The 21,652-nt window shown below is 60.8% G+C and carries 21 protein-coding genes; 13 read left to right on the top strand and 8 right to left on the bottom strand.

The features are described 5' to 3' along the window. The first annotated feature begins 214 nt into the window (after positions 1 to 214). From ACW4YW_RS05010 to ACW4YW_RS05000, 3 genes are read left to right on the top strand one after another with little or no spacing between them, the layout of a single operon-like run. On the top strand, positions 215 to 3,421 hold the full coding sequence (locus ACW4YW_RS05010; RefSeq protein WP_457136560.1) for an efflux RND transporter permease subunit: 3,207 nt from the start codon (positions 215 to 217) through the stop codon (positions 3,419 to 3,421). After that, positions 3,411 to 4,604, top strand: coding sequence for an efflux RND transporter periplasmic adaptor subunit (locus ACW4YW_RS05005; RefSeq protein ID WP_457136559.1), 1,194 nt, complete (start codon positions 3,411 to 3,413; stop codon positions 4,602 to 4,604). Before ACW4YW_RS05010 ends, ACW4YW_RS05005 begins: the two co-directional genes overlap by 11 nt. Continuing rightward, positions 4,601 to 6,052, top strand: a complete 1,452-nt coding sequence (locus tag ACW4YW_RS05000; RefSeq protein WP_457136558.1) for an efflux transporter outer membrane subunit — start codon at positions 4,601 to 4,603, stop codon at positions 6,050 to 6,052. The genes ACW4YW_RS05005 and ACW4YW_RS05000 overlap by 4 nt, the downstream gene beginning before the upstream one ends. A gap of 4 nt (positions 6,053 to 6,056) precedes the next feature. Here the strand turns inward: ACW4YW_RS05000 and ACW4YW_RS04995 are convergent, their stop codons facing one another. The 6 genes from ACW4YW_RS04995 to fae form a co-directional block, all read right to left on the bottom strand. Next, a complete protein-coding gene (locus ACW4YW_RS04995) occupies positions 6,057 to 6,884 on the bottom strand; it encodes a helix-turn-helix domain-containing protein (protein WP_457136557.1) in 828 nt (275 codons plus the stop codon). 34 nt (positions 6,885 to 6,918) lie between these two features. Then, the gene (locus ACW4YW_RS04990; protein ID WP_457136556.1) at positions 6,919 to 7,518 is read right to left on the bottom strand and encodes an ABC-type transport auxiliary lipoprotein family protein; all 600 of its coding nucleotides are present in this window, start codon (positions 7,516 to 7,518) and stop codon (positions 6,919 to 6,921) included. Positions 7,519 to 7,526: 8 nt separating this feature from the next. Next, positions 7,527 to 8,477, bottom strand: coding sequence for an MlaD family protein (locus ACW4YW_RS04985; protein ID WP_457136555.1), 951 nt, complete (start codon positions 8,475 to 8,477; stop codon positions 7,527 to 7,529). 3 nt (positions 8,478 to 8,480) lie between these two features. Further along, the gene (locus ACW4YW_RS04980) at positions 8,481 to 9,260 is read right to left on the bottom strand and encodes an ABC transporter ATP-binding protein (RefSeq protein WP_457136554.1); all 780 of its coding nucleotides are present in this window, start codon (positions 9,258 to 9,260) and stop codon (positions 8,481 to 8,483) included. Between the two features lie 6 nt (positions 9,261 to 9,266). Further along, the gene (locus ACW4YW_RS04975) at positions 9,267 to 10,385 is read right to left on the bottom strand and encodes an ABC transporter permease (protein WP_457136553.1); all 1,119 of its coding nucleotides are present in this window, start codon (positions 10,383 to 10,385) and stop codon (positions 9,267 to 9,269) included. A 134-nt stretch (positions 10,386 to 10,519) separates the two neighbouring features. Further along, on the bottom strand, positions 10,520 to 11,068 hold the full coding sequence (gene fae, locus ACW4YW_RS04970) for a formaldehyde-activating enzyme (RefSeq protein ID WP_457136552.1): 549 nt from the start codon (positions 11,066 to 11,068) through the stop codon (positions 10,520 to 10,522). A 153-nt stretch (positions 11,069 to 11,221) separates the two neighbouring features. Here fae and ACW4YW_RS04965 point away from each other — a divergent pair, with 153 nt between their 5' ends. Genes ACW4YW_RS04965 through ACW4YW_RS04955 form a run of 3 tightly spaced genes read left to right on the top strand, consistent with a single transcriptional unit; the run spans position 11,222 to position 14,115 of the window. Beyond that, on the top strand, positions 11,222 to 11,641 hold the full coding sequence (locus ACW4YW_RS04965) for a secondary thiamine-phosphate synthase enzyme YjbQ (RefSeq protein ID WP_309566105.1): 420 nt from the start codon (positions 11,222 to 11,224) through the stop codon (positions 11,639 to 11,641). Positions 11,642 to 11,644: 3 nt separating this feature from the next. Next, positions 11,645 to 12,259 carry an NAD(P)H-dependent oxidoreductase gene (locus tag ACW4YW_RS04960; RefSeq protein WP_457136551.1) on the top strand — a complete coding sequence of 205 codons (615 nt, stop codon included), beginning with the start codon at positions 11,645 to 11,647 and terminating at the stop codon, positions 12,257 to 12,259. Then, positions 12,259 to 14,115, top strand: a complete 1,857-nt coding sequence (locus ACW4YW_RS04955; protein WP_457136550.1) for a monovalent cation:proton antiporter-2 (CPA2) family protein — start codon at positions 12,259 to 12,261, stop codon at positions 14,113 to 14,115. The genes ACW4YW_RS04960 and ACW4YW_RS04955 overlap by 1 nt, the downstream gene beginning before the upstream one ends. A 32-nt stretch (positions 14,116 to 14,147) precedes the next feature. Here ACW4YW_RS04955 and ACW4YW_RS04950 read toward each other — a convergent pair whose 3' ends face one another. Continuing rightward, positions 14,148 to 14,576, bottom strand: coding sequence for a CBS domain-containing protein (locus ACW4YW_RS04950; protein WP_407993179.1), 429 nt, complete (start codon positions 14,574 to 14,576; stop codon positions 14,148 to 14,150). Between the two features lie 447 nt (positions 14,577 to 15,023). Here ACW4YW_RS04950 and ACW4YW_RS04945 point away from each other — a divergent pair, with 447 nt between their 5' ends. The 7 genes from ACW4YW_RS04945 (at position 15,024) to ruvA (ending at position 19,566) form a co-directional block, all read left to right on the top strand. Further along, on the top strand, positions 15,024 to 15,554 hold the full coding sequence (locus tag ACW4YW_RS04945) for a MarR family winged helix-turn-helix transcriptional regulator (RefSeq protein WP_457136549.1): 531 nt from the start codon (positions 15,024 to 15,026) through the stop codon (positions 15,552 to 15,554). Positions 15,555 to 15,611: 57 nt separating this feature from the next. Continuing rightward, complete coding sequence (locus tag ACW4YW_RS04940; protein ID WP_407993177.1) at positions 15,612 to 16,079, top strand: YybH family protein; 468 nt, start codon at positions 15,612 to 15,614, stop codon at positions 16,077 to 16,079. A 25-nt stretch (positions 16,080 to 16,104) separates the two neighbouring features. Then, positions 16,105 to 16,485 (top strand): YybH family protein, encoded by a 381-nt coding sequence (locus tag ACW4YW_RS04935; protein WP_309566112.1) that lies wholly within the window; start codon positions 16,105 to 16,107, stop codon positions 16,483 to 16,485. Positions 16,486 to 16,634: 149 nt separating this feature from the next. Next, a complete protein-coding gene (locus ACW4YW_RS04930) occupies positions 16,635 to 17,552 on the top strand; it encodes a DMT family transporter (protein ID WP_309566113.1) in 918 nt (305 codons plus the stop codon). 165 nt (positions 17,553 to 17,717) lie between these two features. Then, complete coding sequence (locus ACW4YW_RS04925; RefSeq protein ID WP_309566114.1) at positions 17,718 to 18,443, top strand: YebC/PmpR family DNA-binding transcriptional regulator; 726 nt, start codon at positions 17,718 to 17,720, stop codon at positions 18,441 to 18,443. Then, positions 18,443 to 18,985 carry a crossover junction endodeoxyribonuclease RuvC gene (ruvC, locus tag ACW4YW_RS04920; RefSeq protein WP_309566115.1) on the top strand — a complete coding sequence of 181 codons (543 nt, stop codon included), beginning with the start codon at positions 18,443 to 18,445 and terminating at the stop codon, positions 18,983 to 18,985. Before ACW4YW_RS04925 ends, ruvC begins: the two co-directional genes overlap by 1 nt. Continuing rightward, positions 18,982 to 19,566, top strand: a complete 585-nt coding sequence (gene ruvA, locus ACW4YW_RS04915; RefSeq protein ID WP_457136548.1) for a Holliday junction branch migration protein RuvA — start codon at positions 18,982 to 18,984, stop codon at positions 19,564 to 19,566. Before ruvC ends, ruvA begins: the two co-directional genes overlap by 4 nt. 781 nt (positions 19,567 to 20,347) lie before the next feature. On the opposite strand, the gene ACW4YW_RS04910 is transcribed toward ruvA, so the two are convergent. Beyond that, positions 20,348 to 21,652 carry an LLM class flavin-dependent oxidoreductase gene (locus ACW4YW_RS04910; protein ID WP_457136547.1) on the bottom strand — a complete coding sequence of 435 codons (1,305 nt, stop codon included), beginning with the start codon at positions 21,650 to 21,652 and terminating at the stop codon, positions 20,348 to 20,350.

The raw sequence follows: 21,652 nt of genomic DNA, 5'->3' as shown, positions 1-21,652 counted from the left end.
ATGCACCACCGTGCAAGCCGCTCTTGGAGCGGCTTTTTTATTTTGCTTCTTTCAAATCGCAGCATTGCGCATCAATGCCCCCATTCGCAACCGGGGCATAATGGCAAAATTAAGCAACAATGTGGCAGTTTTGATTAAGCACAGCCTTAAATATCTCTGGAATAATTGTTGACTAAATCAGTCTGTCAAATGGATTCGTTATGGTAGTCGCGGCATGTTAGGCATAGTGAAAGTTGCGCTTAGGCGCCCTTATACCTTTGTGGTGATGGCGATCTTGATCCTGATCGCCGGCATTTTGTCGGCATTGCGCATGCCGACGGATATCTTCCCGGAAATCCGCATTCCCGTGATTGCGGTCGCCTGGCAGTATGCCGGCATATCGCCCGACCAGATGACCGGGCGCATCCTGACGACGTTCCAGCGTTCGCTGACGACGACGGTCAACGACATCGAGCATATCGAGGCCAACTCCTATGCGGGCCTGGGCATCGTCAAGATTTTCTTCCACCCGGGCGTCAATATCGCCACCGCCAACGCGCAGGTGACGGCGATTTCGCAGACCATGCTGCGCCAGCTGCCGCCGGGCACCACGCCGCCGCTGATCCTCAACTACAACGCTTCCACCGTGCCTATCCTGCAGCTGGCGCTGGCTGGGCAGGGCCTGACCGAGCAGAACCTCGGCGACCTCGGCATGAATGCGGTGCGCACGCGCCTGGTCTCGGTGCCGGGCGCGGCGATTCCCTATCCTTTCGGCGGAAAAACCCGCCAGGTGCAGATCGACCTGGACCCGGACGCCATGCAGGCGCGCGGGCTTTCCGGGCAGGACGTTGCCAACGCGCTGGCGGCGCAGAACCTGATCCTGCCTGCCGGGACGCAGAAAATCGGCAGTTTCGAGTACACGATCCAGCTCAATAACGCGCCCTCCAAACTGGAGGAGCTGGGCAACCTGCCGATCAAGGTGGTCAACGGCGCGACGGTGTATATCCGCGACGTGGCGCAGGTGCGCGACGGTAACCCGCCGCAGACCAACCTCGTGCATGTGGACGGGGCGCGTTCCGTGCTGATGTCGGTGCTGAAGAATGGCGCCACCTCCACACTGGCGATCGTGGACGGCATCAAGAGCAAGCTGGAGGAAATCAAGCCTACCCTGCCGGATGAGTTGGTGGTACGCCCGATCAACGACCAGTCGATTTTCGTCAGCGCCGCGATCAAGGGCGTGGTGCTGGAAGGCTGCATCGCCGCCGCCTTGACCAGCATCATGATCCTGCTGTTCCTCGGCAGCTGGCGCTCCACGGTCATTATCGCCATTTCCATCCCCTTGTCCATCCTGGGCGCGATCGCCAGCCTGGCATTGATAGGGGAAACGCTCAATATCATGACACTGGGCGGACTGGCGCTTGCGGTGGGCATCCTGGTGGACGACGCCACGGTGACGATCGAGAACATCAACTGGCATCTGGAGCAGGGCAAGCCGGTCGAGCCGGCGATCCTGGACGGCGCGCGGCAGATCGTGACGCCGGCGTTCGTGTCGTTGCTATGCATCTGTATCGTGTTCGTGCCGATGTTCTTCCTCGAAGGGGTGTCGCGCTTCCTATTCGTGCCGATGGCCGAAGCCGTGATGTTCGCGATGATCAGCTCCTTCATCCTGTCGCGCACGCTGGTGCCGACCATGGCCAAGTACCTGCTCAAGCCGCATGCGCCGCATACCGACCTGCACGGCAGCGACCATGCCTTGCCGCCGTCGCGCAACCCGCTGGTACGCTTCCAGCGCGGGTTCGAGGCGCGCTTCGAGCGCTTCCGCGAGGGATATCGCGGCGTGCTGCTGTTGATGCTGGCAAACCGCAAGAAGTTTATTGTCGGCTTCATGGCCTTCGTCATGCTGAGCTTTGCCTTGGTGCCGTTCCTCGGGCGCAATTTCTTCCCCGAGGTGGACGGCGGGCAGATCCTCATGCACGTGCGGGCGCCGGTCGGGACCAGGCTGGAAGACACGGCGGCCAAGTTTGCCAATATCCAGTCCGAGATCCGCAAGATCATCCCTGCGCATGAGATTGAAACCATCGTCGACAACATCGGCTTGCCGATCAGCTCCATCAACCTGACCTACAACAATACCGGCCTGATGGGTGTGCAGGACGGCGACATCCAGATTGCGCTGACCAGGGAGCACCAGCCTACAGCCATGTACGTCAAGCGCTTGCGCGAGGAGCTGCCGCGCCTGTTCCCCGACGCGACCTTCACCTTCCCGCCTGCGGACATCGTGAGCCAGATCCTTAACTTCGGCTCCCCGGCGCCGATCGACCTGCAGATCCGCGGTAGCAACTTGCAGGCCAATTTCGATTACGCCAACCAGCTGGTCGCGGAAATCCGCAAGGTGCCAGGCATTGCCGATGTACGCGTGCAGCAGTCGCGCCGCAACCCGGTATTGAATGTCGATATCGATCGCTCGCGTGCGCAGGAAGTGGGCCTGACCACGCGCGACGTGACGAACAACATGGTGGTGACCCTGGCCGGCAGCAGCCAGGTAGCGCCCACCTATTGGCTCAACCCGGCCAACGGCGTGTCCTACCCGATTGTGATGCAGACGCCGCAATACCGCATGGATAGCTTCTCGGCATTGGAAAACCTGCCGATCAACGGCAGCGCACCGACTACGACGCCGCAAATCCTCGGCGGCCTGGCCAGCTTCTCGCGCAGCAATTCCAACGCCCTGGTCAGCCAGTACGACATCCAGCTCATGGTGCAGATCAACGCCACTACGCAGGGACGCGACCTGGGCGCGGTGGCAAAGGATATCCGCCGCATTATCGACGCGCATGCCGACAGCGTGCCCAAGGGCTCCAGCGTCGCCCTGCTCGGCCAGGTCGAGACCATGGAGCATGCGTTCTCGGGCCTGTTGTTCGGGCTGGTGGGCGCGATCGTGCTGATCTACCTGCTGATCGTGGTGAATTTCCAGTCCTGGAGCGATTCCTTCGTGATCGTCAGCGCCTTGCCTGCCGCGATTGCGGGGATCGTCTGGATGCTGTTCGCGAGCTTCACGCCGCTATCGGTGCCGGCCCTCACGGGCGCCATCATGTGCATGGGCGTGGCGACGGCGAACAGCGTGCTGGTGATCAGCTTTGCGCGTGAGCGCCTTGCCGAGCTCGGCAACGCCACCCAGGCCGCGATCGAGGCAGGTTTCGTGCGTTTCCGCCCGGTATTGATGACAGCGCTGGCAATGATGATCGGCATGGCGCCGATGGCGCTGGGCCTAGGCGAGGGCGGCGAGCAGAATGCGCCGCTGGGCCGCGCCGTGATCGGCGGCTTGCTGTTCGCCACCGTCACCACCCTGATCTTCGTGCCGGTGGTGTTCAGCGTGGTGCATCGCAACTACCGCAAGCCTGTCGTAGAGAATTCGAGTTATGGAGAAGTCAATGTCATCTGATCTCAGGCCTACTGATCTTAGTTCTGCCGATCTTGGCGCGCCGCGCCGCACCGTACGCCGAGGCGGCCTGATCGTGGCCCTGGTGGCTGCCGCAATCGTGGTGTACGGTTTGTCGATTCGCGCCAAGGAAAGCGAGGCGCTCAAGGAGTGGACGAACGACCAGGCGGTCCCGTCGGTGACCCTGGTCAGCCCCCAGCAGGACAGCAGCGCACGCACGCTGGAGCTGCCCGCGAGGCTGGAAGCGTTTGCGCGTGCGCCCATCTATGCGCGCGCCAGCGGCTACCTCAAGCAATGGCATGCCGACATCGGCAGCGAGGTCAAGGCGGGACAGGTGCTGGGTGAAATTGAAACCCCGGACCTCGACCAGCAGTTGCTGCAGGCCAAGGCCGATGTCGCGACCGCCAAGGTGAATGCCGAATTGGCCGGCACGACGGCCAAGCGCTGGCAATCCATGCTGAACACCGATGCCGTCTCCAAGCAGGAAGTCGACGAGCGGATCGGCGATTACGCTGCCAAGCAGGCCATTCTGCAGGCCGCGCAGGCGAATCTTGACCGCATACAGGCCACCAAGGGCTTCACCAAGCTGGTGGCGCCATTCGCAGGTGTCGTCACCGCGCGTTCCACCGATATTGGCGCCCTGATCAACGCAGGCGAGTCCGGCCAGCCGCTCTTCGTCGTATCGGATACGCGCAAGCTGCGTCTTTATGTCAACGTGCCGCAGAGCTACGTGCCTGCGATTGGCAAGGGCGCCACGGCGAAAGTGACCATTCCCGGCCGGCCTGGCGTGGAGTATTCCGCCAAGCTGGTAGCATCGGCGCAGGCGGTGGATGCGGCCTCCGGCACCACCTTGTTCCAGTTCCTGGTACCGAATGAAGACGGCGAGTTGCTGCCTGGCGGCTTTGCACGCGCGAGTATCGAGCTGCCCGCCAGCGCCACGACCTTGAGCATCCCTGCCAGCGCCTTGATCGTGCGCCAGGACGGCGTGCGTGTCGCCACGCTGGACGAGCATGACAAGGTCGTGCTCAAGACGGTGACGATTGCGCGCGACCTTGGGAAAACCCTGGAAATCGGTTCAGGGATAAAGGCAAGCGACAGGCTGGTGGATAGCCCGCCTGACGATATCGCCGACGGCCTGCAGGTACGGGCGCCTGCCGACGCTGGGGCAGGGGCTGCCAAGTCATGAGCATCAGGCAACACGTTCTTGCCTATGGCGTGATGGCAGCGCTGGCCGGGTGCTCTTTCGCTCCCGAGCTCAAGCTGCCGGAAGTGCCAGTGGCCCAGTCTTACAAGGAAATGCAGCCTTGGGTGCCGGCGCAGCCTGCCGACCAATTGCCGCGCGGCGCCTGGTGGAAGCTCTATGGCGATGCCGAGCTCGATGCGCTGCAGGAGAAGCTGGTCGCGCACAGCCCGGACCTGTCGGCCGCATTGGCGCGCTACCAGCAGGCGCTGGCATATAGCGAGCAAGCCCGCGCCGGCTTGTTCCCCAGCCTCTCGGCAAACGGCCAGGCCGGGCGCAACCGCGTTTCCGAGCACCGCCCGCTGGTGCCGCCGAATGCCGTGATCCCGCCCACTTACTCGAATTACAGCATAGGCTTGCAGGCCAATTACGAGCTGGATCTGTGGGGTCGCGTGCGCAACACGGTCAAGGCCGGGGTTGCCGAGGCTGCCGCGATGGAAGCCGACCTGGAGTCGGTGCGCTTGAGCCTGCAGGCACAGCTTGCCGAGAATTTCATTGTGCTGCGCGGACTGGACCAGCAACTGCATATCCTCGAGGAAACCGTGCAGGCCAACGACAAGGCCTTATCCATCACCAAGACGCGGCACGATGCCGGCATCGTGCCCGGGCTGGACGTGAGCCGCGCCCAGACCCAGCTGGAAACGACACGCTCGCAGCTCGAGCAGGTCAAGGCGCAGCGCGCGGTTGTGGAGCACGCGATTGCCGCCTTGGTAGGCGAATCTCCTTCCAGTTTCGCGATTGCCAGCAGGCAGGACGCCATCGCCTTGCCGCAGGTCCCGCTCGGCATGCCCTCCACCTTGCTGCAACGCAGGCCCGACATTGCGGCGGCGCAAAGGCGCGTGGCCGCGGCCAATGCCAGCATCGGCGTGGCAAAGACCGCCTACTTCCCCGCATTGAGCCTGAGCGCGGCTTTCGGCTACCAGAGCGTTTCCACGGGTAATTGGCTCACTGCGCCCAGCAACTTCTGGTCCATCGGGCCGGGTATGCTGTTCCAGCTGTTCGACGGCGGACGCCGCAAGGCCCAGGTGGCCCAGGCCGAAGCGGTGCTGGATGAATCCGGGGCGCGCTATCGCGGCGTTGTGCTGGAGGCGTTCCAGCAGGTGGAGGATAACCTCGCGCGCCTCAATCATTTCCAGACTGCGGCGGATGCGGAACGGGCCGCCGCCGAGGCAGCGCAGAAATCCATGGAGTTTGCGATGAACCGCTATCGCGAAGGCGCCGCCAATTACCTGGAGGTGACTGCGGCCCAGACTCAGGCGCTGGACACCCAGCGCGCCCTGCTGACGCTCAACGTCAGCCAGCTGCGCGCCAGCGTGGACTTGATCCGGGCCTTGGGCGGGGGCTGGCAACAGCAGCCTGAAGTGGCGGATGCAGCCACGGGAAGCGTGAACTGATCCCTTATTTGGACGCCGGGTTTTCCTGCGACCAGCGCGTCAGGTAATTGCTGGGCGACTCTCCCATCGAGCGCGAGAACATGCTGGTGAAACCGGCAGTGCTTTCATAGCCCAGGGCCAGGGCGATGTTGGTGACGCTGGCGCCTTCGATCAACATTTCGACGGCGCGTATCAGGCAAAGCTGCTGGCGCCAGGCGGAGAATGTCATGCCGGTTTCCTTCTGGAACAGGCGGGCGAGCGTCCGCGTGCTGGCGCCCGCAACCTGGGACCAGTCCTCGATATTGCGGTCGTCGCCCGGGTTCTGGTGCAGGCGTTCCGTCACGCGGCGCAGGCGGGGGTCTCGCCCTTCGGGCAGGAAGAGCGGCGCCTGCTGGGCGGTGCTGATCTGGTCGACCAGGACTTGCATCAGCCGGTGCTCGCGTCCGTGCAGCGCATATTGGTTGTTGATCGCCACCGCCTGGGAGACCAGCTCGCGCAACAATGGCGTCAGTTTAATCACGCAGCAGCGCCTGGGCAGTTCCTCCAGCAGTTCCGGCGCAATCAATACCGTCTGCATTTCCGATGCCTGGGTATAGGTGACGCTGTGTATGGCCGCGCTGGGTATCCAGCAGGCGCGGCCCGGCGGCGTGATCCAGGAGCCGTCGCGCGTCTCCACGCGCATGCTGCCGTTCGTGACGAACATCAATTGCCCGCGCCGGTGCGCGTGGGCTTCCACCCGCCAGCTCTTGGAATAGCTGCCCACCCTGGCGACCACGGGAAGCGGCGAGAGGTCGGGGTCCGGGCCGGTGCCGTTGAGGTCGGTAAAGACCGGGTAAACTTTGATCTCTGTCATTTGACACGTATGCGGCTAGGTGCTGCCAAGGCGGTTACTGCGATGTAGCGGCTTGGCATTCGGGCGCGGATTGGCTGGTTGTTCCGGCCCAGTCCGCGGCCTGCTGCAACGCTTCGGTGCTGGCAAGGTTCAGTGCCGCCACGCCGCCGCGCGCATCGGCGCTCTGCGCTGCATGCTGGGCAGAAACCAGCGTGGAAGCCAGCAGCTTGCGCGAGCGCCTATCCACCAGTCCAAGCTGCAGCTGCACCACGCCCTGGCTGCTGTTGGCAGTGTCGAATACCTGGTCGAAGCCCACGATCTGCAGCTTCAGGCTGCATGCCGTATTGGCGGGCGAGGCATTGGCGACTTTCTGGCGCAAGAGGTCTATCGGCAGGGTGGACCAGCGGCTTTCCGCATAGGCGAAAACCTGGGATGGATTCTTGTAGTTGAGGCGGTAGCGGATGTTGCCGTGCTGGATGGCGTCGCTGGCGCCGAGCTGCTCCAGCGGCAGGCTGAAACTCACCCGGTTGTCCGCGGTTTGCAGGCCGAAATCGTAAAAGTCCAGCTGCTTGGTTTCAGGCTTGATCGAGCTGACGCAGGCGCTCAGGCTGAACGTTGCCAGGAGCATCATCACAAGGGACGGGATGGTTTGCATGGGATACCTCATTGAGCAGGTTTGAAGCCGGATTCACCAGGGCCCGGGCGAATTTCCGGTTTGCCGAAAATCAGGCTTTGCGGGTTTTCTTCCAGCATATCCAACAGGCGGCTGATACGGCGCGCGTCGTCGTTGGCGTTGGCTGTCAGTTCATTGAGCCGCGGCAGGGTTTCGTTATTGAGCGTGTCGCCGATCAGGCCCGCGCTGTTGCGGATGTCGCCTGTCATGCCGCGCACGTCCTGGACCGTGGCGGTCAGCTCGTTGAGCAATGGCGTGGCGGCCTGCGTGGCTTCCTGCAGGTTGTTCAGGGTTTGCGTGAGCTGCTGCTGGTTTTGCTCGGACATGAACTTGCTGGCCTTGCCAAACGCCTCGTTGGCGGTGGTCAGCGTCGGCCCAAGCTTGGATGACGCCTCTTCCAGGTTGGACAGCGTCTGGTTCAGGCTCTGCACGTCTATGCTCTGCATCACCGCGTTCGCATGCTCTATGGTGGCGACGCCGTGGTTGACGAAGGATTCCACCTTGTCCACCAGCCGAGGTACGCGTTCGGAAATGCGGTCTATCAATGAAGGGCGCATGGTGATCAGCGCACCGGGGGCCAGCTGGTCACCATTGTCGTTCGGGTCGTTGAGGTCGATGTAGGCGAGGCCGGTCACCCCCTGGGCGCGCAGCTCGGCGTAGGCGTCCTTGGTGAGGTGCAGCTTTTCATCGACGCGGATGGTGATCTCGATCGAGGATTGCGAGTCCGGGTCCAGCGCAATGTTGGATACCTTGCCCACGTTGACGCCACGGAATTTGACCGAGGCCTCCTGGCTGAGGCCGGTCACGGGCTGTTTCGAGATAATCTTGTATTCGGTAAGCGCCTGGCGCGTGCCACTCATCCACCAGAAGGCGAATGCGAGGATAGCGACCAGGATCAGGGTGACAATGCCAACAGCAAGGGCGTGAGCGCGGTTTTCCATAGATTATTCAATCCTTTCCAATCGGACACGAACGCCCTGGAAAAAGTTTTGCACAAAGGGATGGTCGATATTGCCAAGCTCGCGCAGGCCGCAATTGGCGACGATGCGCTTGTCGGCGAGGACGGCGACCTTGTCGGTCAGCGATACCAGGGTGTCGAGGTCGTGGGTGACGAAAATGACGGTCAGGCCCAGGGCGTGCTTGATGCTCTTGATCAGTTCCACGAATTTCTCGCTGCGGTCCGGGTCCAGCCCTGCGGTCGGTTCGTCCAGCAGCAACAGTTCCGGTTCCAATGCCAGCGCGCGCGCCAAGGCCACGCGCTTGATCATGCCGCCGGAGAGCTGGGATGGCAGCCTGGAGCCCGTGTCCGGCTCCATTTCCACCAGCGAAAGCTTGTGCAATACGAGCTGGTGGATGGTGGCTTCGTCGAACTGCTTGAGCTCGCGCAATGGAAAGGCGATGTTGTCGAACACGCTCAAGGCGGAAAACAGGGCACCCTGCTGGAACAGCATGCCCAGGCGGTTCATCAGGCGCTGCTGCGGCACGCGGTCCATTTCGTGCAGGTTCTTGCCGAAGAGCAGCACCTCGCCCTTGGTCGGGCGCGTCAGGCCCACGATGTGCCGGAGCAGGGTGGTTTTGCCGCTGCCTGAGCCGCCCACCAGGGAGACGATTTCTCCCGCGTTGATGGTCAGGTCGAGGTCCTGGTGCACGACATTGCTGCCGAATACGGTCCAGACCTTCTTGATTTCGCAGATCGGGCGTGTCTTTTTTTCTTGTTCTGCCATGGATGCTTATACCCCGATACCGCTGGTCAGGATGGCAAACGCGGCATCGATGAGGATGACGCAGGTGATCGCCGTGACGACCGAGCTGGTGGTACTGCGGCTGAGGCTTTCGGTATTCGGCTTGATGCGCAGGCCGAAGTGGCAGGCCATCACTGCGACAATGAAGCCGAACATGACGCCCTTGACCAGGCTCAGGGTGATGTTGACCGGTTGCACCACGGCGGCCAAGTAGTCGAAAAAGAAGCGGAACCCGAGGCCCAGCTCCATGTTGGCGGAGAGCGCGCCGCCAAACAGCGCCCAGCAGGAAGTCCATATCACCAGGAACGGTGCGATGACAGTGAGCCCTAACACTTTGGGCAGCACCACGCGCAGGATGCGCGAAATGCCCATGGTGGCAAGCGCGTCGATTTCCTCCGTAACGCGCATGACGCCGATCTGCGCCGCCATGGCGGAACCCGAGCGCCCCGCGATCAATACAGCCATGAGGATGGGGCCGAGCTCGCGGATGACGGCCAGCCCGAGGATATTGACGATGAAGATGTCCGCACCGAAGGTGCGCAGCTGGGTCGCCATCAGATAGCTCATGGCAATCCCGATCATGAAGCCCAGCAGCGCGGTGACGGGCAAGGCGGTGACGCCGCTTTTGTAGATGTTGGCGCTGAACTCGCGCCAAGGGAAATCCTGCGGGCGGCGCAATAGGTAGCCCAGCTCGAGTACCAGCAGTCCAATCAGCTTGACGAAGTCGATGACATGGCTGGTGATGAAGATGGTCAGCTTGCCGAACCCGGCGACCAGTTTCAGCCAGTCGAAGCGCTGCGGCATTTCAGCAGCTTTGGCCTCGATGGAAGCCAGCGTGTCGAATAGCGCGGCTTGCTCATCAGTGAGCGCTACCTTATCTTCCAGCTTGCCATGCCAGCCGTTCCATAATACGGCCGCGCCGGCGGTATCCAGTTGCTCCACCTGGGTCAGGTCCCATTGCGCCTTGGCATCGGAAAAATACGGCTTGAGCGCTCGGCGCAACTGGGCGAAATCATTCTCCAGGGCACGCAAGGACCATTGCCCATTGAGGACAATGCGCTTTGCGCCTTGCGCATCCTGCTCTACCTGAAAACTTGCTGCCGCCATGAGCTTCCTTCGGTGATAGGGCGCCAGTCATGCACGGCTGGCGCCGCAGGACTGGCATTGCACCGGCAGCCGAAACTGCCGATGCGCTCTTTATAACATGGGAGATGGCAGATTTAGAGATTAGACCCTGCCATTTATATTTTGCCGTCCAGGCCCATCTGGAAATACTTGTGCACGATCTTCTCCTGGTTCTCCAGCAGCCAGTCGATATCCGGCTTGTTGCTCATCGCCTTGTGGATGGCGTTGGCGGTCGCCTTGCGGTGGATGTCGAACAGGACCTTGTGGTCGAGGTTGTCTTGTTCGACCACGATCGGATTGAGCCAGACCGAGACGATGATGCCGAGGGCGTTGGCCTTTTCCTTGGGGATGTCGCCGTTGCGCACGGCATCCAGCACGCCGTTGGCGATCGCGGCCTGCACGGTGCCCATGAGGATGTTGGTATAGCGCTCGTTCTTGACGGTGACCTTGCTCACCATGATGGTGGCGGGGCGCACCATGATGTCGGTGTTGAGGATGGCAAGCACGCGCGAGTGGCCCTTGACTTGGTCGCCGAGCAGCGTGCCGAAGGCCGTGCCCATGGGGCCGTCCATCTCCCCGATGATTACTTCAGGTTCGGCTGCCGTGCCTGGAGGGCCTCCCGCTACCAGGGCTTCGCCGACGCGCATGAAAATCTTGTCACTCATTGTTTCTCCTTGCTGATGGATTGGATAACGAAAATAATGGATGAGCTACTTTTAACCGAAATCCGGCGTAATTGCAAAAATGCCGGCCGACCACTCAATGACAACAGCGGCAGGCTATAATTTCCCGGCTTACCATTTTTAAAGGCAAAACTCATGAAAAGTTATCGTAAAGAGCTATGGTTCAATGCGCCTTCGCGTGTGGCCTTCATCAACATCACGCACGAAGTGGAAGCCTGTTTGCGCGAGAGCGGCGTAAGGGAGGGGCTGGTGTTGGTCAACGCCATGCATATCACGGCCAGCGTCTTTATCAACGATGACGAGTCCGGCCTGCACCATGACTACCGCGAATGGCTCGAGCGCCTGGCGCCGCATGAGCCCATCCGCAACTACCGCCACAACGATACGGGCGAGGACAATGCCGACGCGCACATGAAGCGCCAGGTGATGGGGCGCGAGGTCGTGGTCGCGGTGACCGACGGCCAGCTTGATTTCGGGCCTTGGGAGCAGATTTTCTACGGCGAGTTCGACGGCCGCCGCAACAAGCGCGTGCTGGTGAAAGTCATTGGCGAATAGACGTTGAAGCAACGCGTACTGCTGATTGTGGCCCACCCCATGCTGGAGGGTTCGCGGGTCAATCGTGCCTTGCTGGATGCCGCCCAGGGCTGCGAGGGAGTCCAGGTGCATGACCTCTACGCCCGCTACCCGGAGCAGATGATCGATGTGCCGCACGAGCAGGCATTGGTCGATGCGCACGACATCCTGGTGTTCCAGCATCCCATGCACTGGTATTCGTGCCCGGCATTGCTCAAGAGCTGGCTGGACTCCGTGCTGAGTTACGGCTGGGCGTATGGCGACAATGCCACCAAGCTGACAGGAAAGGCCTGGGTGCAGGCGGTTTCCACCGGCGGTTCGGAAAGCGTCTATCAGCGGCGCGGCTACAATTGCTTTTCCGTCGCCGAGCTGTTGCGGCCGTTCGAGCAGACGGCGCGGCTGTGCAACATGCGCTACCTGCAGCCTTTCCTCACACAGGCGGCAGATACCTTGAGCGACGAAGCCCTGCGTGAGCAGGCAGCTAGTTATGCGGCATGGCTGGACCAGCTGGCTGAGGGCAAATGGCCGCCGCAGGTCGACAGCCTGCAGGCGGAGGAAGCGCAGTATCTGGCGCCCGCCAGCACGGAAGAGGCATCCTGATGGCGGAAGCGCATATCCCTTCCCTGTTGCTGGAAAGTGCCATCTACCTTGGCGCCGCCGTGCTGGCCGTGCCTATTTTCCGGCGGATCGGGCTTGGCTCGGTGCTGGGCTACCTGTTTGCCGGCATCGTGATTGGGCCCTGGGGGCTAGGCTTGGTGGCGGATACCGACACCGTCATGCATTTCTCCGAGTTCGGCGTGGTCATGATGCTGTTCCTGATCGGGCTGGAGATCGAGCCCGACAAACTGATGTCATTGCGGCTGCCCATCTTCGGCATGGGCGGCTTGCAGGTGGCGTTGACCGCGGCGCTGGTCTATGGCGCCGGCGTTGCCGTCGGACTGGATTGGCGCTTGTCGCTGGTGGTCGGCATGGGCGTGGCGATGTCCTCGACGGCGATCGCCATGCAGATACTGGCGGAACAGGGTGCGTTGAACCGCCCTTCCGGCCGTTCGGCGTTCTCGGTGCTGTTGTTCCAGGACCTGGCGGTGATCCCCATCATGATCCTGCTGCTGGTGATTGCGCCGGGAGCGCATACCGCCCACGGCGTGCACATGGACTGGCTGGCCATCCTCAAGGCGGTGTCGCTGGTGGTGTTGCTGGTACTCGGCGGGCAATACCTGTTGCGGCCGGTATTGCGCTACATCGCCAACACCGGCCTGCGCGAGATATTCATTGCGTTCGCGCTGTTCCTCATCATCGGCGTCTCCATCCTCATGACCCTGGTCGGCCTGTCCATGGCGCTGGGTGCCTTCATTGCGGGCGTGCTGCTCGCGGATTCCGAATACCGGCAGGAGCTCGAGCTCGACATCGAGCCGTTCAAGGGCTTGCTGCTGGGGCTGTTCTTTATTTCGGTGGGGATGTCGGTCAACCTCGACCTGGTATTGCAGCAGCCTGGATTGATCGTCGGGCTGGCGCTGGCGTTCGTCCTGTTCAAGCTGGTGTTCCTGTTCGGCCTTGCCAAGGCGTTCCGCCTCGATAACGCCGGCGGGCTCATGTTTGCGGTGAGTTTGTCGCAGGTGGGCGAGTTTGCGTTTGTCATTTTCAGCGCCGCGCTCGATGCCAAGGTGATCAGCTACAAGCATAGCGCGTTGCTCAATTCGGTCGTCGCATTGTCGATGGTGACCACGCCCCTGTTGTTGCTGGGCTTTCACGGCGTTTACCGCCGCAGGCTGCAGCAGCGGCGCAAGAGCGGTCGGCATGACGAGTTCGAGGAGGCGCGCCCCGTGATCGTGGCCGGCTTCGGGCGCGTGGGGCAGATCATCACCCGCCTGCTGACGAGCGTGGGCGTCGTGCCTACCGTGATCGAGCATGACCCAAACCAGATCGAGCTCATGCGCAGCTTCGGCTACCATGCCTATTACGGCGACATCACGCGGCCGGATGTGTTGCGCGCGGCGGGCATCGCGCGTGCCAAGCTATTGATCCTGGCGATAGACGACGCTGAAGAGGCGTTGGAGACGGCGCGCTACGTGCGCGAGCATTATCCTGATGTGAAAATTCTTGCACGGGCGCGCAACCGCACCTATGTGTTCGACTACATGGATATGGGCATAGACTGCGTGCGCGAGACATTCCTCAGCGCGGTGCATCTGGGAGAGAAGGCGCTGCGTGAAATGGGCTACTCCCCGTTCCATGCCTACAGCACCGCGTGGAAGTTTAGGCAGAACGACGAGAAAATGATGCATGACCTGCACCCCATCCATACCGATATGCAGAAAGTGGTGTCCTACAGCGTGCGCACGCGGCAGGATTTGCAGCGCACCCTGTCGCGCGAGATGGAAGAGGCGGTTGCCGGCCTCAACCACAATGCCTGGGAAGGGCGCCCCGAGGCTGGCGCGCCCAAGGACCAGGAATAAGGTTTTTCCAGCCAGTCAAAGGCGCTGGCAGCCTAGCTCTGGATATAGCTTTCCAGTTGCTTGATCAGGAATTCCTGGTAGGCGATGGTTTCCTTCACCAGGTCGCCGATCGAGAGCAGGCCGACCAGCTTGTCGTCCTCCAATACCGGCAGGTGGCGGATGCGCTTGCCCGACATCAGGTTCATGCAGTGTTCCACCGTGTCTTCAGGGCTGACGGTGATCAATTGCACCGACATGATGTCGCCTACGGTGGTGGTCTTGGAGGTCTTGCCCTTGATGACCACTTCGCGCGCGTAGTCGCGCTCGGAAAAGATACCCACCATTTTGTCGCGCTGCAACACCACCAAGGCGCCGATATGGTGCTCGGCCATGAGCAGCAAGGCGTCATAGACCAGGCTCTCCGGAGCGACGGAATAGATGGTGCTGCCTTTGGTTTCCAGAACTTGCCTCACGGTTTTCATGTTGGCTCCTCCTTCGTTTTCTTATTGGCGTAAGCTCAATATACACCTTAATGATAATAAGGTTAAACGCCCGCGCAACCGCCTTTCTGTAAGAGCCTGTTCATGGTCATTTCATAGGGCACGCATGGTTCCAATACGCGTCCGGTCAAGGCGCAGACCGCAGGTAATGCTCATTGCCTTGCCAAGGACTGCAACGCGGAGCGGGCGCGTGTTGGGGCCATGCCCTTCGGGTTGTCCCGGCAGGGCAGCCGCTGCTGCGTTGCAAATCCTCGCCGTGCAATGAGCACGTCTGTGGTTTGCGCCTTGCATCGACTACACCGCCGGGCAACGTGCCCTATGAAATGACCATGAACAGGCTCTAGCAATAATCCTATCGTCATGCCAAATCTAGGAAGGGCATCAAGGGTGGTTGACATAATTAGCTGGCTAATTATAATTCGACTAACTATGTTGCAGCTCAGAGATCTTCCAAGCAAGGCAGTCCTGGACAAGTTTTCCGCACGCTATCCGGAAGCTGATGTCAGCGCAGTCTCGTCCTTCCTGCACTTGCTGCGCGTCGCAAGCGATCTTTCGCTTGCGCTGGATGCATGCCTGAGCCAACATGGCCTGCTGCAGGGGCGCTGGTGGGTGCTGATCCTGCTCATGCGGGAGGAGCACGGCATTTCATTGCCTTCCGTACTGGCGGAGAAGGCCGGCGTCAGCCGCGCCACGATGACGGGCCTGATCGACGGCCTGGAGCGCGATGGCCTCGTGGAGCGCATCTTTGACAAGGATGACCGCAGGCGGGTGTCGATCCGCCTGACTGCCGCGGGGCAGGAAAAGCTCGACCAGGTAATGCCGGACTATTACACGCGCTTGCGTCAGTGCATGGCAGGGGTGAGCGAAGAGGAGCGGGATTTATTTAACGGCATCCTGGTCAAGCTCAATGCAGGCATCACGGCTTTTGATGCATCCGGCAACTGCCACCCGGGCACATGACGGCAGTCGTTGAAGCAAAGTCTATATTCAATATCAATTAACAAGAGGAGCAATATCATGAAGATCAGCAAGGTCGTTGTCGCTATCGTGTTACTGGCTTTGGTGGCGGTTGCCGCTGTCGCCGTCTACAAATGCAATGCCAAGCCGAACGAGGACGAGGCCAAGGCCATCGTCAGCAAGCTCAACAGCGCATGGGATGCCGCGTTTGCCGAGGCTTCCGCCGGTACGCTCGCATCCTATTACGACGCCAATGGCAGCTTGCTGCCTGCCGGTGGCGAGCAAGTGACCGGCAGCAAGGCGATTGCTGATTTCTGGTCCGGGCTGTTTGCCAAGGGTTTTGCCGATCACCAGATCACTACCGTGGAAACCGGCATCGTCGGCAACACCATCTACCAGCGCGGCAAGTGGAGCGCAGTGCTCAAGAGCGCGGACAGTGAACCGCAGCAATTCAGCGGCAACCTGCATATTCTCTACAAGAAGCAGGATGACGGCAGCTGGAAGATCCTGACCCATACCTGGAATTAATTTCTCACCACTACAAGGAACCAAGATGTCGAATTCAGATTTCAAGGCCACTGCCCAGCAACTCAACCAGGCCTGGGATGCCGCCTTCAATGCCAAGGACCACGCACTGGTCGCCTCTTTCTACGATGATGCCGCCACGGTCCTGCCCGCCGGCGCATCCCAGATCAGCGGCAAGGAAGCGCTGCTGGGTTTCTGGAAGACCTCGATCGCGCAAGGCATCATCGACCACAAGCTGGAGCTGATCGATGCGCAATCCGACGGCAACCTCGCCTTCCAGCGCGGCCATTGGAGCGCCGCCGCGATTGACGCGCAAGGCAACCGCCAGAGCTTCAACGGCAACGTGCACCTGTTGTACAAGAAGCAGGCCGACGGCAACTGGAAGCTGTTGAGCCATATCTGGAATTAGAGCCGCTAACGAAACTCTTCTGGCGTTTTGGTCCTGCCTTGCCGTAGCACACGTATTGCCTGCGGCAGGGCGGCTGGCCAGTACCGCTTCTCTGAGTTTTGCCAGCTGCTCTTCAATCTGCTAACTAAGGCCCTGGGCCAGGAATCGACATGAAAGCGGGAACCTCGACCACGTTGCGCGCCTTTGCAGCCTTGCTGCTGCTGGCGATGCTCTGGGGTTACAACTGGGTGGTGATGAAGCATGCGCTGGATTATGCCGGCGCGTTCCAGTTCGGCGCGATGCGGACGTTTTACGGCGCTGTCTGCCTGTTTGCGTTGCTGGTGCTAATGCGCAAACCGCTCAAGCCGCGAGAGGTGCCGACGTTGATCTGGCTCGGGGTGCTGCAGACCTGCGGCTTTACCGGCCTCATCATCTGGGCCCTGGTCGAGGGCGGCGCCGGCAAGACCGCGGTGCTGACCTACACCATGCCGTTCTGGGTGATGGTGCTGGCTTGGCCGCTGTTGGGCGAAAAAATCCGCGGCATCCAATGGCTGGCGGCATTGTTCTCGGTGATGGGCCTGTTGTTCATCCTTGATCCGCTGCACCTGGGCTCTGACCTGTTCAGCATGTCGCTGGCGATACTGGGCGGCGTGTTCTGGGCGGTTTCCGTGATCGTCGCCAAGAAGCTGCACCAGCGCGTTCCCGATCTCGACCTCATGTCGCTGACCGCATGGCAAATGCTGTTCGGCTCGCTGCCGCTGGTGGCCGTCGCTTTCATCGTGCCCGCGCCGCCGATAGACTGGAGCGTCAATTTCATCGGCGCCGTTTTGTTCAACGCCGTGTTATGCAATGCGCTGGCCTGGCTGCTCTGGCTCTATGCCCTGCAGCATCTGCCCGCAGGCATCGCGAGCATGACCTCACTGCTCGCCCCCGTGATCGGCGTGCTTGCCGCCTGGCTGCAGCTTGGCGAACAGCCGAGCCAGGGGGAAGTCATCGGCATGGCGCTGATCGGGGTTTCCTTGCTGATCATTTCATTGCACAGCATGAAGCGGCACGAAGAAGTCGACCCGGCAATGGGCCAGGACTGACCGGCATATCAAGCGGACAGCACGGATGTCATTTTCACGGGATGCATCCGTTTTGATGCCGATCCAACATAGCAATCGCTATTCACGCACGCATATTTTCGCTTAGCCCTATATGGTAAAATTCGCGAGGTTTTTTGCACAATTCGCAATCAAAGGATTTTACAAATGGCAGGGCATTCCAAATGGGCCAACATCCAGCACCGCAAAGGTCGCCAGGATGCCAAACGTGGCAAGATATTCACCAAGCTGATCAAGGAAATCACCGTCTCTGCCCGCATGGGCGGCGGCGATATCAATTTCAATCCGCGCCTGCGCGCCGCCGTGGCGGAAGCCAAGGAGCAGAACATGCCCGCGGACAATATCACCCGCGCGATCAAGCGCGGTACCGGCGAGCTTGAGGGCGTCAATTACGAGGAAATCCGCTACGAAGGCTACGGCATCAACGGCGCCGCCATCATCATCGACTGCCTGACCGACAACAAGCAGCGCGCCGTGGCCGATGTGCGCCATGCGCTGAGCAAGAACGGCGGCAACCTGGGGACCGACGGTTCCGTTGCCTTCATGTTCAAGCACTGCGGCGTGCTGGTGTTCGAACCGGGCACCAGCGAAGATCAAGTCATGGAAGCGGCATTGGAAGCCGGCGCGGAAGATGTCATCACCGACGAGGACGGCAGTATCGAAGTGATCACAGCGCCAGGCGATTTCACTGCGGTGAAGGAAGCGCTGGAGGCGGCGGGCCTGAAGCCGGTATTGGCGGAAGTGACCATGAAGCCGGACAACGAAACTGTGTTCAGCGGCGACGAGGGAGCCAAGATGCAGAAACTGCTGGACGCGCTGGAAGACCTCGATGACGTGCAGGAAGTCTATACCACCGCAGTGATCGAGGAGTAATGACCGTACGCATCCTCGGCATCGATCCCGGCCTGCGCTTGACAGGCTTCGGCGTGATCGAGAAGACGGGCGAGAAGCTCGCCTACGTGGCGAGCGGCACCATCAAGACCACGACCGGCAAGGGAAGCGAGATCGAAGACTTGCCGACGCGCCTCAAGATTATCCTGGACGGCCTGGCGGAAGTGATTGCGACCTACCAGCCGCAGCAATCGGCGATTGAAAAGGTATTCGTGAACGTCAACCCGCAATCCACCCTGTTGCTCGGGCAGGCCAGGGGCGCGGCAATCAGCGCCCTGGTGCTGAACCACCTCACGGTGGCGGAATATACCGCCTTGCAAGTCAAGCAATCGGTAGTGGGGAACGGCCACGCGGCCAAGGACCAGGTGCAGGAAATGGTGAAGCGCCTGCTCAACCTGCCCGCGGTCCCGAGGCCGGATTCGGCGGATGCGCTGGCATGCGCGATTTGCCACGCGCATGGCGGGCAGGGCTTGGGTAAATTGGCAACGGCAGGGTTCAGGGTAAAGGGCGGCAGGTTGATATGATTGCAAGATTGAGCGGTATCCTCGTCGAGAAAACGCCACCCCAGGTGGTGATCGACTGCAACGGCGTGGGCTATGAGTGCGAAGTGCCCATGAGCACTTTCTACAACCTGCCTGCCACCGGCGAAAAGGTGGTGCTGCTTACCCAGTTCATCGTGCGCGAAGACGCACAATTGCTGTACGGCTTCGGCAGCGACCAGGAGCGCGCCACCTTCCGCCAATTGCTGAAAGTGAACGGCATAGGCGCCAAGTCAGCGCTCGCTATCCTGAGCGGGCTGTCTGTGGACGACCTGGCCCAGGCAGTAGCCTTGCAGGAGACTGGTTTGCTGACCAAGGTGCCCGGCATAGGCAAGAAAACCGCCGAGCGCCTCCTGCTTGAGCTCAAGGACAAGTTCTCCATCGACGGCGGCACGGCGTTGGCTGGCGGCAGCCAAGTCAAGTCCGCCAGTGGTGACGTGCTCAATGCCTTGCTTGCGCTGGGCTATAACGAGCGCGAGGCCCTGGCTGCGGTCAAGCAGCTTCCTGCCGACATTGCGGTCGCCGAAGGCATCAAGCTCTCACTCAAGTCGCTCTCTAAAACATAAAGCTAAAATACCTCAGCAGTTTTTAGGGCGAGCGCAGCGATGCCAAGTATGGTTTTGACGTTGGATTCCCCGTCTGGCTGCGCCGAGTAGCGCAGATCTGTCTGGAAAAAGCGCTTGCGTCTGTCTGAGCGTTAGCGAGTTCAGCAAGCGCCCAGACAGATTGAGCAACGCAGGGGACCGGGAGCTTGCTCCCGGCGCTGACTCCGGGGTCGCCTTTTGTTTGGTTCCTTTATTTTGGCGAAGCAAAATAAAGGGACTCGCTGACAAGCGAAAGGCAATGGTTCAATCATCTGCAATAGTGGTCAAGACCATGGGTGCTTAACTCACTATCCAAGCTCCAACCCTCAACCCAATCAAACTCAACGGTTTTTAGTCTGCATCCATGCGGTGATTGCGCGAGGATGGGTTTCGCCTCGTCGGGCGAACCTATTTCTTTTATTTCGCCAAAAGAAATAGGTGAAAGAAAACGAAGTTTCGGCGGAGCCAAAAGGCGACCCGATTGTCTGCGTCCCTGCACTACGTTCCGGGCAACCTGTGTTGCTCGCTTTTAATGGGGACTGGCTGAACTCGCTGCGCTCAGACAGACGCCAGTCCTGTTTCCATTAAAAGCTGCGCTACTCGGCGCAGCCAGACGGGGAATTCAAGGTCAAACCCACACTTGGCATCGCTACGCTCGCCCTTGTTTGGTGAGTGTGAGTTTTGTGGTTTAGTAGGAAAAAATGCCTGGCGATGGTTGCCAGGCATTCAAGTTGCTCATCGGGAGAAAGCCGTTGATTCGTTATCAGGCTTTGCTGTAACGGTTTACCGGTTTCTCCAGGCCCAGGTGCTCCCGCAAGGTACGCCCCTGGTATTGCGTACGGAAAATGCCGCGCCGCTGCAATTCCGGCACCACCAGTTCCGTGAAGTCGCGCAGGCCTCCCGGCAGCCAGGGCGCCATGACGTTGAAGCCGTCAGCGCCTCCTTGCTCGAACCATTCCTGGATATTGTCGGCGACCGTTTCCGGGGTGCCGACGACGGTCAGGTGGCCGCGCCCGCCTGCAATGCGCAGGTAGAGCTGCCGGATGGTCAGATTCTCTCCCTGGGCGAGTTCGGTAAGCAGCTTCTGTCGGCTTTGCTGGCCATTGTCGGTCAGCGGCAATGCCGGAAGCGGGCCATCCACCGGGTAGCCTGACAGGTCGAAATTGCCGATCATGCGTCCGAGCAACGCCAGGCCGGATTCGGGGTCCACCAGTTCCTGCAGCTTGTTGAACTTGGCTTCGGCTTCTGCCTGCGTCCTGCCCACGATGCTGAAGATGCCGGGCATGATCTTGAGGCTGTCGGGCTGCCTGCCGTATTTTGCCATGCGCCCTTTCAGGTCTTGATAGAAAGTCTGCGCCGAAGCCAGCGTGGGGTGGGCCGTAAATACCACTTCCGCTGTTTCCGCCGCCAGCTCCCTTCCTGTCTCGGAGCCGCCCGCCTGCACGATGACAGGCCTGCCTTGGGGGCTGGGCGGTACATTCAACGGGCCGGCGACATCGAAGTGCGGGCCGTGATGGTCAAGGGCATGTAGCTTGCTGCGGTCGAACCAGACGCCTTTCTCCTTGTCGTTGAGGAACGCGTCCTCTTCCCAGCTATCCCAAAGCCCCGTGACCACCTCATAGAACTCCCTTGCCCTGGCATAGCGCTCGGCATGGGAAACATGCTGCGGCAGGCCGAAGTTGGCCGATTCCGATGCATTGTCCGAGGTGACCAGGTTCCAGCCGCTGCGCCCGCGGGAAATCTGGTCGAGGGAAGCGAATTTCCTGGCGATATGGTAGGGCTCGTTATACGTCGTGGTGGCGGTGCCGATCAGGCCGATGCGGCTGGTCACCGCTGCCAGCGCGCTCAGCAATGTCAGCGGCTCCAGTCCTGCAGGGCCTGCCGCGGCGGTCACGGCATCGGCAAAGAACACCGCATCGAAATGCGCTGCCTCCGCCAGAAGTGCCGCTTCCTTGTAGACGGCAAACGGGTCGTCATCCAGCACATTGTCCGGGTAGCGCCATCCTGCGACATGGTGACCGTTGCGGATGAGGAACGCGCCCAGGCTGAGCTGACGGGGTTGGCTCAT

The sequence above is a fragment of the Methylobacillus pratensis genome (assembly GCF_054072455.1).
The sequence above is the reverse complement of the archived record's forward strand: the minus strand, read 5'-3'. Positions and strand labels throughout refer to the sequence as shown.

Coding starts and splice junctions, on each gene's coding strand:
- ACW4YW_RS05000 (WP_457136558.1), top strand. CDS start 4,601: ATGAGCATCAGGCAACACGTTCTTGCCTATGGCGTGATGGCAGCGCTG.
- ACW4YW_RS05005 (WP_457136559.1), top strand. CDS start 3,411: ATGTCATCTGATCTCAGGCCTACTGATCTTAGTTCTGCCGATCTTGGC.
- ACW4YW_RS04965 (WP_309566105.1), top strand. CDS start 11,222: ATGAAAAGTTATCGTAAAGAGCTATGGTTCAATGCGCCTTCGCGTGTG.
- ACW4YW_RS04910 (WP_457136547.1), bottom strand. CDS start 21,652: ATGAGCCAACCCCGTCAGCTCAGCCTGGGCGCGTTCCTCATCCGCAAC.
- ACW4YW_RS04930 (WP_309566113.1), top strand. CDS start 16,635: ATGAAAGCGGGAACCTCGACCACGTTGCGCGCCTTTGCAGCCTTGCTG.
- fae (WP_457136552.1), bottom strand. CDS start 11,068: ATGAGTGACAAGATTTTCATGCGCGTCGGCGAAGCCCTGGTAGCGGGA.
- ruvC (WP_309566115.1), top strand. CDS start 18,443: ATGACCGTACGCATCCTCGGCATCGATCCCGGCCTGCGCTTGACAGGC.
- ACW4YW_RS04945 (WP_457136549.1), top strand. CDS start 15,024: ATGTTGCAGCTCAGAGATCTTCCAAGCAAGGCAGTCCTGGACAAGTTT.
- ACW4YW_RS04935 (WP_309566112.1), top strand. CDS start 16,105: ATGTCGAATTCAGATTTCAAGGCCACTGCCCAGCAACTCAACCAGGCC.
- ACW4YW_RS04985 (WP_457136555.1), bottom strand. CDS start 8,477: ATGGAAAACCGCGCTCACGCCCTTGCTGTTGGCATTGTCACCCTGATC.
- ACW4YW_RS04995 (WP_457136557.1), bottom strand. CDS start 6,884: ATGACAGAGATCAAAGTTTACCCGGTCTTTACCGACCTCAACGGCACC.
- ruvA (WP_457136548.1), top strand. CDS start 18,982: ATGATTGCAAGATTGAGCGGTATCCTCGTCGAGAAAACGCCACCCCAG.
- ACW4YW_RS04990 (WP_457136556.1), bottom strand. CDS start 7,518: ATGCAAACCATCCCGTCCCTTGTGATGATGCTCCTGGCAACGTTCAGC.
- ACW4YW_RS04925 (WP_309566114.1), top strand. CDS start 17,718: ATGGCAGGGCATTCCAAATGGGCCAACATCCAGCACCGCAAAGGTCGC.
- ACW4YW_RS04955 (WP_457136550.1), top strand. CDS start 12,259: ATGGCGGAAGCGCATATCCCTTCCCTGTTGCTGGAAAGTGCCATCTAC.
- ACW4YW_RS05010 (WP_457136560.1), top strand. CDS start 215: ATGTTAGGCATAGTGAAAGTTGCGCTTAGGCGCCCTTATACCTTTGTG.
- ACW4YW_RS04975 (WP_457136553.1), bottom strand. CDS start 10,385: ATGGCGGCAGCAAGTTTTCAGGTAGAGCAGGATGCGCAAGGCGCAAAG.
- ACW4YW_RS04950 (WP_407993179.1), bottom strand. CDS start 14,576: ATGAAAACCGTGAGGCAAGTTCTGGAAACCAAAGGCAGCACCATCTAT.
- ACW4YW_RS04980 (WP_457136554.1), bottom strand. CDS start 9,260: ATGGCAGAACAAGAAAAAAAGACACGCCCGATCTGCGAAATCAAGAAG.
- ACW4YW_RS04940 (WP_407993177.1), top strand. CDS start 15,612: ATGAAGATCAGCAAGGTCGTTGTCGCTATCGTGTTACTGGCTTTGGTG.